General features: G+C 69.4%; 14 protein-coding genes. 1 reads left to right on the forward strand and 13 read right to left on the reverse strand.

All coding sequences use genetic code 11. The annotated features are described in order from the left end of the window. Positions 1 to 12: 12 nt before the first annotated feature. The 11 genes from atpG to JHB91_RS08385 form a co-directional block, all read right to left on the reverse strand. Positions 13 to 876 (reverse strand): F0F1 ATP synthase subunit gamma, encoded by an 864-nt coding sequence (gene atpG, locus JHB91_RS08335; RefSeq protein ID WP_199374811.1) that lies wholly within the window; start codon positions 874 to 876, stop codon positions 13 to 15. 75 nt (positions 877 to 951) lie between these two features. Further along, positions 952 to 2,502, reverse strand: a complete 1,551-nt coding sequence (gene atpA, locus JHB91_RS08340) for a F0F1 ATP synthase subunit alpha (protein WP_182823115.1) — start codon at positions 2,500 to 2,502, stop codon at positions 952 to 954. A 105-nt stretch (positions 2,503 to 2,607) separates the two neighbouring features. Further along, complete coding sequence (locus JHB91_RS08345) at positions 2,608 to 3,135, reverse strand: F0F1 ATP synthase subunit delta (RefSeq protein WP_199472382.1); 528 nt, start codon at positions 3,133 to 3,135, stop codon at positions 2,608 to 2,610. 5 nt (positions 3,136 to 3,140) lie between these two features. Continuing rightward, positions 3,141 to 3,611 (reverse strand): F0F1 ATP synthase subunit B, encoded by a 471-nt coding sequence (locus JHB91_RS08350; protein WP_182823120.1) that lies wholly within the window; start codon positions 3,609 to 3,611, stop codon positions 3,141 to 3,143. Positions 3,612 to 3,709: 98 nt separating this feature from the next. Next, entirely contained in the window at positions 3,710 to 4,000 is a 291-nt protein-coding gene (gene atpE, locus JHB91_RS08355; RefSeq protein ID WP_199374808.1) for a F0F1 ATP synthase subunit C, read from the reverse strand. Between the two features lie 68 nt (positions 4,001 to 4,068). Beyond that, positions 4,069 to 4,866, reverse strand: a complete 798-nt coding sequence (atpB, locus tag JHB91_RS08360) for a F0F1 ATP synthase subunit A (protein ID WP_199374807.1) — start codon at positions 4,864 to 4,866, stop codon at positions 4,069 to 4,071. Positions 4,867 to 4,868: 2 nt separating this feature from the next. Continuing rightward, positions 4,869 to 5,252 carry a hypothetical protein gene (locus JHB91_RS08365; protein WP_199472383.1) on the reverse strand — a complete coding sequence of 128 codons (384 nt, stop codon included), beginning with the start codon at positions 5,250 to 5,252 and terminating at the stop codon, positions 4,869 to 4,871. 356 nt (positions 5,253 to 5,608) lie between these two features. Beyond that, on the reverse strand, positions 5,609 to 7,546 hold the full coding sequence (locus JHB91_RS08370; RefSeq protein WP_199472384.1) for a peptidoglycan recognition family protein: 1,938 nt from the start codon (positions 7,544 to 7,546) through the stop codon (positions 5,609 to 5,611). Between the two features lie 229 nt (positions 7,547 to 7,775). After that, the gene (lpdA, locus tag JHB91_RS08375; RefSeq protein ID WP_343225073.1) at positions 7,776 to 9,605 is read right to left on the reverse strand and encodes a dihydrolipoyl dehydrogenase; all 1,830 of its coding nucleotides are present in this window, start codon (positions 9,603 to 9,605) and stop codon (positions 7,776 to 7,778) included. Continuing rightward, positions 9,602 to 10,999, reverse strand: coding sequence for a dihydrolipoyllysine-residue acetyltransferase (locus tag JHB91_RS08380; protein WP_199472385.1), 1,398 nt, complete (start codon positions 10,997 to 10,999; stop codon positions 9,602 to 9,604). The genes lpdA and JHB91_RS08380 overlap by 4 nt, the downstream gene beginning before the upstream one ends. Before the next feature lie 78 nt (positions 11,000 to 11,077). Beyond that, complete coding sequence (locus tag JHB91_RS08385) at positions 11,078 to 11,830, reverse strand: DUF2884 family protein (RefSeq protein ID WP_199472386.1); 753 nt, start codon at positions 11,828 to 11,830, stop codon at positions 11,078 to 11,080. A 250-nt stretch (positions 11,831 to 12,080) separates the two neighbouring features. Between JHB91_RS08385 and JHB91_RS08390 the strand changes: the two genes are divergently transcribed. Continuing rightward, positions 12,081 to 12,713, forward strand: a complete 633-nt coding sequence (locus JHB91_RS08390) for an OmpW family outer membrane protein (protein ID WP_199472387.1) — start codon at positions 12,081 to 12,083, stop codon at positions 12,711 to 12,713. Between the two features lie 68 nt (positions 12,714 to 12,781). On the opposite strand, the gene JHB91_RS08395 is transcribed toward JHB91_RS08390, so the two are convergent. Together JHB91_RS08395 and JHB91_RS08400 are read right to left on the reverse strand one after the other, a co-directional pair. After that, positions 12,782 to 13,642: a DMT family transporter gene (locus JHB91_RS08395; protein ID WP_199375143.1), complete on the reverse strand. Its 861-nt coding sequence runs from the start codon at positions 13,640 to 13,642 to the stop codon at positions 12,782 to 12,784. An 82-nt stretch (positions 13,643 to 13,724) separates the two neighbouring features. Further along, positions 13,725 to 14,777, reverse strand: a complete 1,053-nt coding sequence (locus tag JHB91_RS08400; protein ID WP_199472388.1) for an NAD(P)-dependent alcohol dehydrogenase — start codon at positions 14,775 to 14,777, stop codon at positions 13,725 to 13,727. Positions 14,778 to 14,800 lie beyond the last annotated feature (23 nt).

Consider the following 14,800-nt stretch of genomic DNA (forward strand, 5'->3'; position numbering starts at 1 on the left):
TTTTCTTGCCGCTCAGACGGCGGATGCGCCGCTGACGATCTCGGAGATTTCCTGCGTGATCGCAGCCTGGCGGGCCTTGTTGTAGACCAGATTCAGGGTGTCGATCAGCTTGTTGGCGTTGTCGCTGGCGGCCTTCATGGCCACCATGCGCGCGGCGTGCTCGGAGGCCACGTTTTCCATGACCGCCTGGTAGACCAGCGACTCCACGTAGCGCGTCAGCACGTGCTCGAGCACGCTGGCGGCGTCCGGTTCGTACAGGTAGTCCCAGTCGTGCTTGACCAGGACCTCCTCCGACGCCGGCAGCGGCAGCAGCTGGTCGAACGTGGCGCGCTGCGTCATGGTGTTGACGAAGTCGTTGTAGGCCAGGTACACGCGGTCCAGCGAACCTTCGGTGTAGCCGTCCAGCATCACCTTGACGATGCCGATCAGCTGCTCCACCTCGGGCGCGTCGCCCAGGTGGCTGACGCTGGCGAGCATCTTCACCTTGAGGCGACGGAAGAACACCGTGGCCTTCTGGCCGATGGTGACCACGTCGACCTCGACGCCCTTCGCATGCCATCCGGCGATCTCGCCGAGCAGCTTGCGGAACATGTTGTTGTTCAGGCCGCCGGCCAGGCCGCGGTCCGAGGACACGATGATGTAGCCGACGCGCTTCGGGTCCGCGCGTTCCACCAGGAACGGATGCTGGAACTCGGAGTTCGCCTGCGCCAGGTGGCCGATCATCTGCTTCATGGCGCGCGCGTACGGGCGCGACGCCTTCATCCGCTCCTGGGCCTTGCGGATCTTGGATGCCGAGACCATCTCGAGCGCGCGCGTCACCTTGCGGGTGTTCTGCACGCTCTTGATCTTGGTTTTGATTTCCCTGCCGCCTGCCATCTCTTTCTCCGTGGGCCCTGGTCCGTCAGCCGCGGTGCACGGGCGCCTGCGCGCCCGTGTCCGCCTGCGTGCGGCTTACCAGCTGCCGGTCGCCTTGAAGTCGCCGATGCCCTGCTTGAACGCGGCTTCGATCTCGTCGTTCCACGCACCCGAGGCGTTCACCTTGGCGAGCAGCTCGCCGGCGGTGTTCTCGAAGTGCGCGTGCAGGCCTTCCTCGAAGGCGCCGATCTTGGCGACCGGCACGTCGTCGATGTAGCCCTCGCTGGCCGCGTAGATCGACAGCGCCTGCAGCGCCACCGACATCGGCTCGTACTGCTTCTGCTTCATCAGTTCGGTCACGCGCTGGCCGCGCTCGAGCTGCTTGCGCGTGGCCTCGTCGAGATCCGACGCGAACTGCGCGAATGCCGCCAGCTCGCGGTACTGCGCCAGCGCGATGCGGATGCCGCCCGACAGCTTCTTGATGATCTTGGTCTGCGCGGCGCCACCGACGCGCGACACCGAGATGCCGGCGTTCACGGCCGGGCGGATGCCGGCGTTGAACAGGTCGGTCTCGAGGAAGATCTGGCCGTCGGTGATCGAGATCACGTTGGTCGGCACGAACGCGGACACGTCGCCGGCCTGGGTCTCGATGATCGGCAGCGCGGTCAGCGAACCGGTCTTGCCCTTCACTTCGCCGTTGGTGAACTTCTCCACGTAGTCCTCGGAGACGCGCGCGGCGCGCTCGAGCAGGCGGGAGTGCAGGTAGAACACGTCACCCGGGTAGGCTTCGCGGCCCGGCGGGCGGCGCAGCAGCAGCGAGATCTGGCGGTACGCCACGGCCTGCTTGGACAGGTCGTCGTACACGATCAGCGCGTCCTGGCCGCGGTCCATGAAGTACTCGCCCATGGTGCAGCCGGAATACGGGCTGATGTACTGCATCGCAGCCGATTCGGACGCGGTCGCGGCGACCACCACGGTGTGCGCCAGCGCGCCGTTCTCTTCGAGCTTGCGCACGATGTTGGCGACGGTCGAGGCCTTCTGCCCGATCGCCACGTACACGCACTTGATGCCGGTGTCCTTCTGGTTGATCACCGCGTCGATCGCCAGCGCGGTCTTGCCGGTCTGGCGGTCACCGATGATCAGCTCGCGCTGGCCACGGCCGATCGGGATCATCGAGTCGACGGCCTTGTAACCCGTCTGCACCGGCTGGTCGACCGACTTGCGCCAGATCACGCCCGGGGCGACGCGCTCCACCGGAGCGGTCTGCGCGGCGCCGATCGGGCCCTTGCCGTCGATCGGCTCGCCGAGCGCGTTGACGACGCGGCCGAGGAGTTCCGGACCCACCGGCACTTCGAGGATGCGGCCGGTGGTCTTGGCCACGTCGCCCTCGCGCAGGTTCTGGTAGTCGCCCAGCACCACGGCGCCGACCGAGTCGCGCTCCAGGTTGAGCGCGAGCGCGAACGTGTCGTTCGGCAGCTCGATCATTTCGCCCTGCATCACGTCGGCCAGGCCGTAGATGCGCACGATGCCGTCGGACACGGACGTCACCGTGCCCTCGTTGCGCGCTTCGGCGGCCAGCTTGACCTTCTCGATGCGGCTCCTGATCAGTTCGCTGATTTCAGAGGGGTTGAGCTGGGTGCTTGCCATTTCCGGGATCCTCGGGCGCACCGGTTTGGGTGGTGCGCGATAAGTGGAACTTTGTGGTGGGCGCGGCGCGCAGCGGTGCCTGCTGGCGGCTGCCGCGTCCGGTGCTTACTGGCTGAGTGCCGACTGCAGGCGGGAGAGCTTGCCGCGCAGCGAACCGTCGATGACCACGTCGCCGGCGCTGATCACCGCGCCGCCGATGAGCGCGGCGTCGACGGCGGTCTGCACCTCGACGTCGCGACCGAAACGGCGCTTGAGCGCGCCTCGGATCGCCTCGAGCTCGGCGACCGGCAGCTCCGTCGCCGAGGTCACCGTGGCGCGCACCACCTGTTCGGCGTCCGCACGCAGTTCTTCAAAGAGCGCGGCGACTTCGGGCAGCAGTGCCAGCCGGCCATTGCCGGCCAGCAGCGCCAGGAACCCGGCGAAGTCGTCGGGCACGCTGTCTGCCGACAGCAGCGCGACGGCCTCGGCGTCGGCGAACTCCGGGTGGCCCAGCAGCGGGCGCACGCGGGGATCGGCCGCGACGCGGGCGGAGAACGCCAACGCCTGCGACCACGGCACGAATGCGCGGGCGTCGCGGGCGATGCCGAACACGGCACGCGCGTAGGGGCGGGCGAGGGTGATCTCCTGGCTCATCGGCTTCAGATCTCCGCGGCGAGTTCGTCGAGCAGCGCCTTGTGGACGCCGGCGTCGATCTCGCGCTTCAACAGACGCTCGGCACCGGTCACCGCAAGCGCGGACACCTGGCGACGCAGGTCCTCGCGGGCGCGGTTGGCGGACGCCTCGATCTCGGCCTCGAACACCGCCTTCTGGCGGATGGACTCGGTCTGGGCCTCGACGCGCGCGGCATCCACGATCTGGGTGGCGCGCTGGTGGGCCTGGTCGATGATCTCGTTGGCCTTGGCACGCGCCGCCTTGAGTTCCTGGTTCGCCGTGTCCTGGGCCTGCGCAAGCGCGCGCTGGCTGTTGTCCGCGGCGGCGAGGCCCTCGGCGATCTTCTGCTGGCGTTCTTCGATGGCCTTGAGCAACGGCGGCCAGACGAAGGTCGCGATCAGCCAGATGAGCGCCGCGAATGCGAGCGCCTGGGCGATCAGGGTGAGATTGATGTTCATGGCAATGCCTGTCCTGGTGGTCGGGGCATGCGGTGCATGCCGGCTTTCACGCCATGGCGTGGACGGTCAACCCGTCCACGCCCGGCGTGTCGACGCGATCAGGCGCCGGCCTGCGCCAGCAGCGGGCCCAGGAACGGGCTTGCGAAGGCGAACAGCAGGCCGACGGCGACGCTGATGATGAACGCGGCGTCGATCAGGCCGGCGGTGATGAACATGCGGACCTGCAGCACCGGGATCAGTTCCGGCTGGCGCGCGGCCGACTCGAGGAACTTGCCGGACATGATGGCAAGGCCGAGGCCGGCGCCGAGGGCGGCGAGGCCGATCATGATGCCGATGGCAAGGACCGTGGAGGCCTGGACCTGGGCGAGTGCGGTGATGACGATTTCCATGGTGTTCTCCGAAACGGACTTTACGAGGGTTTATTGGAAGGGTGGAACGTGTCAGGGCGACGCGGGCCTCAGTGGCTGTCCTCGGACAGGCTGAGGTAGACGATGGACAGCATCATGAAGATGAAGGCCTGCAGCGGCACGACCAGGATGTGGAAGATCATCCAGCCGAAGCCGAACACCGCGCCGCCGATCAGGCCGACGATGCCGGCACCGCCAAGCACCCAGATCAGCAGGAAGACGATCTCGCCGCCGAACATGTTGCCGAACAGTCGCATCGCCAGCGAAATCGGCTTCGACAGCCATTCGACGATGTTGAGGATCAGGTTGAACGGCATCATCCACTTGCCGAACGGCGCCGTCAGGAATTCCTTGGTGAAGCCGCCGATGCCCTTCGCGCGCAGCGCGAAGAACAGCATCAGGAAGAACACGCTGATCGACATGCCGAGGGTGGCGTTGACGTCGGCGGTGGGCACCGGCTTCCAGTACTCCACGCCTACCCACGACAGCGGGATGGCGAAGAAGTCCGCGGGGATGAACTTCAGCATGTTCATCAGCAGGATCCAGAAGAACAGCGTGATCGCGATGGGCGTGACCAGCTTGCTGGAGCCGTGGTACGTGTCGCGCGCCTGGCGATCGACGAACTCCAGCATCATTTCCACCACCGCCTGCCACTTGCCCGGAACGCCCGCCGTCGCCCGGCGCGTACCCAGCCAGAACAGGAAGGTGATCAGCAGGCCCATCGCCACCGAGCTCACCAGGGTGTCGACGTTGACGGTCATGAAGCCGCCCTCGCCAACCTGCGCGGTGAGGTTCTGCAGGTGGTGCTGGATGTAGCTGGTGGGGGTCAGATCCGACTCAGCCGCCATGTTCAATGCTTCCCGTTTCGAGTAACGCCGGCCATTGCCAGCATCTGTACCACCAGGGCGACCACGACGCCGGCCAGCGCCGCGAGCGCAGGCAAACGCGCCACGCCTACCGCCAGAACCAGTGCCGCGACCACTACCACCCACTTCACCGCCAGGCCCAGCACCATGCGCATCAGCGCACCGGTCGCCGGCCCAACTCCTCCGCCCAGCGCCAGCGCGCCGGACAGCGCACCGCCGATGGCGATGGCGCCACCCCCGGCCAGTGCCGCGAGGCTCCAGGCCGACCCCACCGGGAGGAAGGCCAATGCAAGCACCGCGACCGCAACCACCTGCCAGATGAGTGCGCGCCGTACCAGCCGCCAGCCCTCGGCAACGGAAGTCAACACATGGGATCCTGTGGCTGTGGAGCGGGACCGCCAACAAACGGCCCCATCGAGCCCCGAAAGTATACCAGCCCCGGTGATCCCGAGCACCACCACCCCGCTCCGGAAGCGTGACCCGGCCCCGGATGCCGCTATTCAGTAAATTTCTTGCCAGAAGCGCGGAACCTTCGCGAGGCACCGCTGTCCATCTTCTGCGCGTGGCCTGTGCACTCCTCGTCGATCCGTGCAGACCTCCGCCCGAAGCCCCGGCTGCTACCGGGGCTTCGCTTTTTTGGCGCCAACGGCCCGTGCCGGCCCCGGAACGGCGAAGCCCCGGCGGACGCCGGGGCTTCGGATTGAAGGCACGGTTGCCAGCAGACTCAGTTACGGACCTGCACGTCGTCGATGTAGACGTTGAGGTCGTAGCTGGTATTGGCGTGGTACAGCCAGATCGCGTCGAGCTGCACGCTGGACGCGGTGATCGCGCCGTTGGCGTTGCCGACCCACGCGTCCCACTGCGCGGCGTCGGTCAGGCTCCACTGCACGTAGGTCCAGGTGTTGGCCGGCACGCTGCGGCTCACCGAGCGCTCGGTGCCGTCGCTGTCATCGACGCCGACGCCGACAGTCAGCCCGCTGCCCGCGGAGAACACCCAGAACCCGACCGAGCCGTTGGCGCGGGTGATCGCGGTGTTGCTGCCCGGGTTGCCGGAGCCCGACAGCAGGCGGACCGCCCAGCTGGCTGACGTCGCGGTGTTGTCCTTGAGCAGCACGCGCAGCGAACAGCTGCCGTTCCTGCGCGTGGCGCAGTCGCGGGTCGCGGTGGACGCCGCCGAGATCCCCGTGGTGCTCCCCGAGTACGCCGGGCCGGTGTTGAAGTGGCCGACGTTGCTCTCGAAGCTGTCGAGGATCCGCGTGGTGCCGCCGCTGCCGGGATTCAGGCGCGTGTAATACCCCGCCCAGTTCCAGTTGATGCCGGGATCGGTATGGGTCTGCCCGGTGAAGTGCTGGTGGCCCTTGATCTTGACGCTGGTGGGCAGGACGTTGATCCCGCTGCTGGGCGCGCCGCGGTAGGCGCTTGCGCAGCTGATGGCGCTGTACTTGGCGCAGAAGTCGCGCACCAGCGCCGCGGACGCGGCGTACATCGCGCTGGTGTACCAGGCACTGTTGTTGACGTAGCCCTCGTGCTCGATGCCCAGCGTGTAGCTGTTCTGGTTGCGCACGTGCCAGGCGGTGTGGGCGTTGCGCACCATCTGCGTGACCTGGCCATCGGAGCTGCGGATCACGTAGTGCGCGCTGACACTGGACGTGGAGTTCTTGAACCACGAGATCGTGCCGGCGTAGCTGCCCTGCGCGGTATGCAGCGTGACGGCGCTGACCGCGGCGGCGCGCGAGGCGTTGTAGTTGCTCGAATGCGCGGGGTCCCAGATCGCCGGGCCGTAGTCGGTACTCGCCGCGCCCACGTCGCCGCGCGCCGCGGCCGCATCCTTGCGCACCAGCTGTTCGCTGACCGGATCGATCGCAAAGGCATCGGTCTCGACGCGGTCGTTCTCCACGTCCAGGCGCACGAACGGCGCGTTCAACCGCGCCAGCTGCGTCGCCGGGAACGCGCGCTCCCAGGCGATCGCGCGCTGCGGCACCACCATCCCCTTCTCATCGACGCCGCGGTCCATCGCCAGCAGCACGTCGAAGGCGAAGCTGGCGCGGGCGTAGTCGTCGATCGCGCCGCTGCCGGGCGCCTGTGCGAAGCCGGCATAGGCCGCCAGCACCGGCGCCAGCGCTTCGGGCGCGCGCACGTCGTGGCCGCGCAGGGCGCGGTCCAGCAGCACGGCGGCGGCCATGACGTTGGTGGCGGGATCGCGCTTCACGCGCCCGCCGCTCACGCCGAGCAGTGCCGCAGCCTCTGCCACCTGGTCGGCGAAGCCGTTGCCGGCATACAGGCCCATCAGGCCGTGGGCTTCGGGCATGTGGTGATCGACCATGGCGGCATCGGCCGCCGGCTGCACGTTGTGCCAGCGGCTCTGCACGAAGGCGAGCGCCTCCAGCGTTCCGCGCGGGATCGCCGGATACGCGGCATAGGCGCGCGCGAAATACCCCGGATAGGCGGCGCGTTCCGCACGCAGGCGCGTCTCCTCATGGCGCAGGCGCGTTTCGAGCGCGGCTTCCTCGCGCTGCGCGGCCGCGTCGGCCAGCGCGTCCGCGCCGGTCACGGGCGCGCGCGGCACGTCGCGGGCAGCCGCGCTGCCGGCGACCATGGCGCAGCACAGCACCCCGGCCGACAGCGTGGCCGCGGACAGTGCCCGTTTGCTTCGAATGCTCATTCTTTCCACCCCTCATGGCTGCGCTTGCGCGCGTTGACCCCCGTTCCCGATGCGGGAACCGCATGCAGGCGTCGCCGCCGGCGTCCCGAGTGGGCGCGCCGATGGCGGATGGCAACAGATGGGGCTGGCCCTAAGGCAGGTGGAACCGCGACGGCCGTCGCGTGTCCGCGCGCTGGCGGTCACGCAATGCGGTCCCGGCGCACGCCGGGACCGCGCCGGGACATGCGCGTCAGCGCTTCTTCGGCAGGTACAGGTCGGTGATGGTGCCTTCGAAGATCTCCGCAGCCATCGCCACCGACTCGCCCAGCGTGGGATGCGGGTGGATGGTGTGTCCGATGTCGGCGGCTTCGGCACCCATCTCGATCGCAAGCGCGACTTCCGAGATCAGGTCTCCTGCGCGCGGGCCGACGATCGCGCCGCCGACGATGCGGCCGGTGGGCTCGTCGAACAGCAGCTTGGTGAAGCCCTCGCTGCGGCCGATGCCGACCGCGCGCGCGCTTGCCGCCCACGGGAACTTGCCGACGCCGACCTTCAGGCCCTTGGCCTTCGCCTCGGTCTCGGTCACGCCCACCCAGGCGATTTCGGGATCGGTGTAGGCGACGGACGGGATCACCCGCGCCACCCACTCGCGCTTCTCGCCGGCGGCGACTTCAGCCGCCAGCTTGCCTTCATGCGTCGCCTTGTGGGCCAGCATCGGCTGCCCGACCAGGTCGCCGATGGCGAAGATGTGCGGCACGTTCGTGCGCATCTGCAGGTCGACATCGATGAAGCCGCGCTCGCCGACCTTCACCCCGGCCTTGTCGGCGCCGAGCTTGCCGCCGTTGGCGCTGCGGCCCACCGCGACGAGCACGCGGTCGAACTGGTCGCCCGCGGGAATGCTCTCGCCTTCGAAGCTGCAGGAAATGCCCTGCTTCCCGGCCTTGGCCTCGACCACCTTGGTCTTCAGGTGGATGGACACGCCCTGCTTCTTCAGGCGGTCTGCCAGCGGCTTCACCAGGTCCTTGTCGGCACCCGGCATCAGCTGGTCGGCCAGCTCGACCACGGTGACCTCGCTTCCCAGCGCGCGGTACACGGTGGCCATCTCCAGGCCGATGATGCCGCCGCCGACCACCAGCAGGCGCTTGGGCACGTCGGCCAGCTGCAGCGCGTCGGTGGAATCCATCACCCGCGGGTCGTCCCACGGGAAACCCGGCAGCTTCAGCGCCTGCGAACCGGCGGCGATGATGCACTGGCCGAAGCGCAGCAGCTGCGCCTTGCCGTCGGCGCCGGTGATCTCGAGTTCGTTGGCCGACACGAATGCGCCGCTGCCGGTCACCACGCGCACCTTGCGCTGCTTCGCCATGCCGGCGAGGCCCTTGTTGAACTGCGCGACCACGCGCTCCTTGTGACCGCGCAGGCCGTCCAGGTCGATCCTGGGCGCGCCGAAGCTGATGCCGTAGTCGGCCGCGTGCGCGGCCTCGTCGATGACTTCGGCGGCGTGCAGCAGCGCCTTGGACGGGATGCAGCCGACGTTGAGGCACACGCCGCCGAGCTGTGCGTAGCGCTCCACCAGCACCACGTCGAGCCCGAGGTCGGCGGCGCGGAACGCGGCGGTGTAGCCGCCGGGCCCTGCACCGAGGACCACCAGCGCGCACTCGATGTCGGCCGTGCGGCCGCTGGCGGCCGCGGCCTGCGCCGCCACGGGCTCGGCCGGGGCGCGATGCGAACGCGTGACCGGCGGCTTGCCGGGGCCGGCGCCGGCGCCGGACGATGTGCTCGCGGGTGCGGGAGCGGCGGCAGCCGGCGGAGGCGCGGACGCGCCCGCTTCGCCCGCGGCCTCGATGATCGCCACCACACCGCCTTCGGAAATCGTGTCGCCGACCTTGACCTTCAGCTCGCGCACCACGCCCGCCGCCGACGACGGCACTTCCATCGTCGCCTTGTCGGATTCGAGCGTGACCAGGCCCTGGTCCAGGGCAACCGTGTCGCCGACCGCGACCAGCACCTCGATCACCGGCACGTCGTCGTAGCCGCCGATGTCGGGGACCTTGACCTCGACCCGGCCTGGCACGGCGCTCACAGCAGCACCCGGCGCATGTCGCCGAGCACCTGCGCCAGGTACGCGGTGAAGCGCGCGGCGGCGGCGCCGTCGATGACGCGGTGGTCATAGGACAGCGACAGCGGCAGCACCAGGCGCGGCTGGAACGCCTGGCCGTCCCAGACCGGCTTCATCGCCGACTTCGAAACGCCAAGGATGGCGACTTCCGGCGCGTTGACGATCGGCGTGAACGACGTGCCGCCGATCCCGCCGAGCGAGCTGATCGAGAAGCAACCGCCGCTCATCTGCGCGGGACCGAGCTTGCCGTCGCGCGCCTTCTTCGCCAGTTCACCGGTTTCGGCGGCGATCTCGAGCAGGCCCTTGCGGTCGCAGTCGCGGACCACCGGGACCACCAGGCCGTTCGGCGTGTCGGCCGCAAAGCCGACGTGGAAATACTTCTTGAGCGTGAGGTTCTCGCCCGACGCATCCAGCGAAGCGTTGAACTCGGGGTACTTCTTCAGCGCAGCCACGGCGGCCTTCATGATGAAGGCAAGCATGGTCAGCTTGGCGCCGGACTTCTCGTTTTCCTTGTTGAGCGCGACGCGCAGCGCCTCGAGCTCGGTGACGTCGGCATCGTCGTGCTGGGTGACGTGCGGGATCATCGCCCAGTTGCGCGCGAGGTTGGCGCCGGAGATCTTCTTGATCTTCGACAGCGGCTGCACTTCGATCTCGCCGAACTTGCTGAAGTCGACCTTCGGCCACGGCAGCAGGTCCAGCCCGCCGCCCGCCGCGGGACCCCGCTGCAGCGCGGACTTGACGAACTGCTGCACGTCCTCGCGCACGATGCGTCCGCCGCGCGCGGTGCCGCTGACCTGCGACAGGTCGACGCCGAGCTCGCGTGCGAACAGGCGCACGGCCGGGCTGGCGTACGGGAGCTTGCCGGGAATCAGCGCGTCGCCTTCGAAACGCACCGCCGGCTGGCCGCTGACCGACGGCGTCTTCGCGGCCTGGCTGTCAATCGACGCCTGGGCGATGTTGTCGGGCTTGGCCGCTACCGCCACGGGCGCGACCTGGTCGCCGGTTTCCACCGCGGCCGTGGCGCTGGCGGCCGCGGCTGGCTGGGCGCGTCCGCTGTCGGCGGTGGCGTCGGCGCTCTTCGTGACTTGCGGTGCGTCGTCAGCCTTCGCCTCCGCTTCGCTCGGCTCGATCAGCGCCACCACCCCGCCCTCGGAGATGGTGTCGCCCAGCTTGACCCTGAGCTCCCGCACCACGCCGGCGAACGGCGCCGGCACTTCCATCGTGGCCTTGTCCGATTCCAGCGTGACCAGGCCCTGGTCCTTGGCGACCGTATCGCCCACGGCGACGAGCACCTCGATGACCGGCACGTCGTCATAACCGCCGATATCCGGCACGCGCGCTTCCTGGGGACTGGCCATCCGGCACTCCACGATCTGGGGAGGGGCTATTGTGGCCCCGCTGCCGGAATGCGCCAACCTCGCCAGGCCGTTCGGGCGTCAACCGCCAGCCGCGCGGCTCCCGGTGTCCACCCGGTGCAGATCCAGCGCGCGCCCGTCCGGCAGGCGGAACTCGAGCGCGTCGTCGATCGCATCCAGGGCTTCCATGCGCCGGCACAACGCCTGCGCATCGGCCTCGAGCGCGCGTGCGCGCGGCTCCACCAGCGCCTCGATCTCGGCATCCAGGGATTCCAGGCGCTGCAGGCGGCTGGCGTCGCCGCTGAACGCGGCGCGCAGCGCGCCGCCGACGATGTCGCCGACCAGCGCCGGCACCGCCTGGGCGACGGCCGCGCCTATGGCGTCATTGAGCTGCTCGCGGTTGAAGCGGCTCGGGGTCACCGACGCGGCGAGCGCGGCATCGAGCTCCCTGCGCACGCCGGCGAACTTCTGCCGCGCCGCATCCGGATCGCTGCCGAAGCCGGCCGCCACCTCGCCCAGTACCTCGAAGGCGATGCCGGCGGCCTGGCGCGCGACGGAGGCGGCCAGCGGCATGGCCGCACGCGCCTCGCGCTCGTAGTCCACCAGGCGTCGCGCATCGGCCGCGGACACCTGCACCCAGCGGTCGTCGATGAACAAGCGCCCCTTGCGCACCAGCACGGTATGCGGCGACGCGCCCCTGTCGAGCAGGATCACGCTCTTCTCGCTCAGGTGGAAGTCGTAGTCGCTGTCGATATCGCAGTCGACGGAGACATCGGCGGCGGCGACGCTGCCGCAGGCCAACAGCAGGGAAGCGGCGATGGCGATCTTGCGCATGTGGGCCTGGACGCGGGGTTCGGGGCCATGAATCTAGCGAATCGGGTGCCTCGCCGATACCTGCCATTCGCCGCCGTGACCAAGGTCATCCCGTTCACGTTGGTCGCCGCCCGGTGCAGGGCCTGAATCCGATGTGTGGAAGTTCCCTTCCGCCGGCCGCGTCGACAAGCGCGATTCATCGACGCGTCGCTACCGTGGCTGCGCCCCACTCCCCGGGGCATACATGTCCTTAAAGAGGAGACCTCCCCCAATGTCCCCCAAGCAGAATATTTCCCGCGTTACCAAGCTGGCCATTCCCGCCGCCCTGGCGCTCGCCATCGTGCCGGCGGCCTTCGCCGCGGACGGCGCCGGCAAGCATGTGTCGGTCGTGGGCGGCTATTCCATGGTCGAACCCACCCGCAACCCCGAAATCGCCGGCGCGCGCACCGAGTTTGCCGGTGAAGGCACGCCGACACTGGGCGTCACCTGGCACGCCACCGACAACATCGGCGTCGAAGCCTGGGGTGCCGACGGTTACGGCCAGCGCGTGACCTCCGGCGGCCAGAAGGTCGGCAGCGTCGACGCCCAGCCCTATTCGCTGAGCGGCCAGTACCGGTTCGGCACCGTGGAAAGCACGGTGCGCCCGTTCGTCGGCCTGGGTTACCACCAGACCAACTACAACAAGGAGTCGGCCACCCCGGCCGGTGACCGCGTTGGCGTGGAAACCGCCGAAGGCGCGGTCGCGACGGTCGGCATGGACGTCAACATCAGCCCGACCTGGTTCGCGCGTGCCGACGCACGCTATTTCCAGAGCGATTCCGACGTGAAGATCAACGGCGTCAAGGCTGGCGATGCCAAGCTCGACCCGGTGATGGTGGGCGTCGGCATCGGCGCGCGCTTCTGATCCATCCGGCCGCGGCCGCAGGGTCACCGATGTAAACGGAGCGGGCCCGCAAGGGCCCGTTCCGCGTTTCAGGCGCTGCCAGGCGGGACCGGTGGAGCGACGCCGCGCACCACGCGCTCGCGCCGCATCAGGTACAGGCCGCTGACCACGATGATCGCGGCGCCGAGCCAGGTCATGGCATCCGGCAGCACCTGCCACAGCACCACGTCCAGCAGCACCACCCAGACCAGCGCGGTGTACTCGAGCGGCGCCACCAGCGACGCCTCGCCGAGCCGGAAGGCGTGGGTCAAGGCCACCTGGCCGAGCGTGCCGAACAGCGCCACGCCGCCGAGCAGCCAGCCGTCCACCGCGCGCAGCGGCACCCATTGCGGCCAGGCCAGCAGCCCGGCGCCGATCGCGACCATCGCCAGGAACCAGAACACCAGCGCCTGGGCGCTGTCGCGCTGCGCCAGCATGCGCACCGTGACCACCGAAGCCGCGTAGCAGACGGTCGCCCCCAGCACCAGCAGGCCGGCGCGCGTCATCACCCCCTCGCCGCCCGGGCGCAGCACCACCAGCACGCCCAGCATGCCCACGGCGATCGCCGTCCAGCGCCGCGGCCCGACGTGCTCGCGCAGCAGCGGCACCGCCATCGCCGTCACCAGCAGCGGGCCGACGAAGCTGATCGCGTACGCGGTCGACATCGGCAGGTCGCGCAGCCCGGCCACAAAGCACGACAGGAACACCACGCCCAGCACGCCACGCAGCAGGTGCAGCGGCCAGTGCACGCGCAGCAGCGCCGGCAGGCCGATGCTCGCCGCCGCCCAGGCCAGCACCAGCGGCAGGCCGACCATGCCGCGCAGCGCCGCCACCTGCATCGGCGGATAGTGGCCGGCGAGCTGCTTCATGCACGCGTCCATCGCGCACAGCACCAGTACCGCGAACAGCATCGCGATCACCGCGTGGCGGTGCTGGCGGTCCCCGGCGGCAGCCGCGGCCGCGATGGCGTCGGGCGCGATCTCCACCCGCGGCTCAGGCTGCGCCGAAGCTGGCGGCGTCGATCACGAAGCGATAGCGCACGTCGCTGCGCAGCATGCGTTCGTAGGCGTCGTTGATGTCGGCGATGTCGATCAGCTCGATGTCCGACACCACGCCGTTGGCCGCGCAGAAATCCAGCATCTCCTGGGTCTCGCGGATGCCGCCGATCAGCGATCCCGCCAGGCGCCGGCGCGCCATCACCAGCGAACCCGCGCCCACCAGCGTCGGCTCCGGCATGCCCAGCAGCACCATGGTGCCGTCGACCTTCAACATGCCGAGGTAGAGGTTGTAGTCGTGCGCGGCGGACGCTGTGTCGAGGATCATGTGGAAGCGGCGCGCGAGCTTCTTCCCGGCCGCCGGATCCTTGCCGACCACCTCGAACGCGTGCGCGCCGAGCGCCAGCGCGTCCGCGCGCTTGCCCTCCGACGTGCTGAGCACGGTCACGTTGGCGCCCAGCGCCACGCCCAGCTTCACCGCCATGTGCCCCAGCCCGCCCAGGCCCACCACCGCCAGCTCGTCGCCGGCCTTGAGGCCGAAATGCTTCAGCGGCGACCAGGTGGTGATGCCGGCGCACAGCAGCGGCGCCGCGCGGTCCAGCGGCAGCCCCTCGGGAATGCGCAGCACGTAGTCCTCGTGCACGGTGATGCGCGTGGAGTAGCCGCCCTGCGTGGGCTCGCCGGTGCTGCGGTCGCGCCCGGCATAGGTGCCGACCATGCCCTCGGCGCAGTACTGCTCCTCGCCGGCCTTGCAGTGTTCGCAGGCACGGCAGGAATCGACGAAGCAGCCGACGCCAACCGCATCGCCCACCTTGTAGCGGCTGACGCCCTCGCCGACCGCGGCGACGTGGCCGACGATCTCGTGGCCGGGCACCAGCGGGTAGTCCATCGGGCCCCAGTCGCCGCGCACTGTGTGCAGGTCGGAATGGCAGACCCCGCAGTAGCGGATGTCGATCAGCACCTCGCCGGTGCGCGGCGCGCGGCGCTCGAGCGTCCACGGGGCGAGCGGCGACGTGGCCGACGTGGCGGCATAGGCGGCGGTCTTGTGCATGGGGGGCACCTGGTCTGCGGGGG

The organism is Luteimonas sp. MC1828 (genome assembly GCF_016461615.1).
GTDB lineage: Bacteria > Pseudomonadota > Gammaproteobacteria > Xanthomonadales > Xanthomonadaceae > Luteimonas.

Coding starts and splice junctions, on each gene's coding strand:
- atpG (WP_199374811.1), bottom strand. CDS start 876: ATGGCAGGCGGCAGGGAAATCAAAACCAAGATCAAGAGCGTGCAGAAC.
- atpA (WP_182823115.1), bottom strand. CDS start 2,502: ATGGCAAGCACCCAGCTCAACCCCTCTGAAATCAGCGAACTGATCAGG.
- JHB91_RS08345 (WP_199472382.1), bottom strand. CDS start 3,135: ATGAGCCAGGAGATCACCCTCGCCCGCCCCTACGCGCGTGCCGTGTTC.
- JHB91_RS08350 (WP_182823120.1), bottom strand. CDS start 3,611: ATGAACATCAATCTCACCCTGATCGCCCAGGCGCTCGCATTCGCGGCG.
- atpE (WP_199374808.1), bottom strand. CDS start 4,000: ATGGAAATCGTCATCACCGCACTCGCCCAGGTCCAGGCCTCCACGGTC.
- atpB (WP_199374807.1), bottom strand. CDS start 4,866: ATGGCGGCTGAGTCGGATCTGACCCCCACCAGCTACATCCAGCACCAC.
- JHB91_RS08370 (WP_199472384.1), bottom strand. CDS start 7,546: ATGAGCATTCGAAGCAAACGGGCACTGTCCGCGGCCACGCTGTCGGCC.
- JHB91_RS08380 (WP_199472385.1), bottom strand. CDS start 10,999: ATGGCCAGTCCCCAGGAAGCGCGCGTGCCGGATATCGGCGGTTATGAC.
- JHB91_RS08385 (WP_199472386.1), bottom strand. CDS start 11,830: ATGCGCAAGATCGCCATCGCCGCTTCCCTGCTGTTGGCCTGCGGCAGC.
- JHB91_RS08390 (WP_199472387.1), top strand. CDS start 12,081: ATGTCCCCCAAGCAGAATATTTCCCGCGTTACCAAGCTGGCCATTCCC.
- JHB91_RS08395 (WP_199375143.1), bottom strand. CDS start 13,642: ATGCTGTTCGCGGTACTGGTGCTGTGCGCGATGGACGCGTGCATGAAG.
- JHB91_RS08400 (WP_199472388.1), bottom strand. CDS start 14,777: ATGCACAAGACCGCCGCCTATGCCGCCACGTCGGCCACGTCGCCGCTC.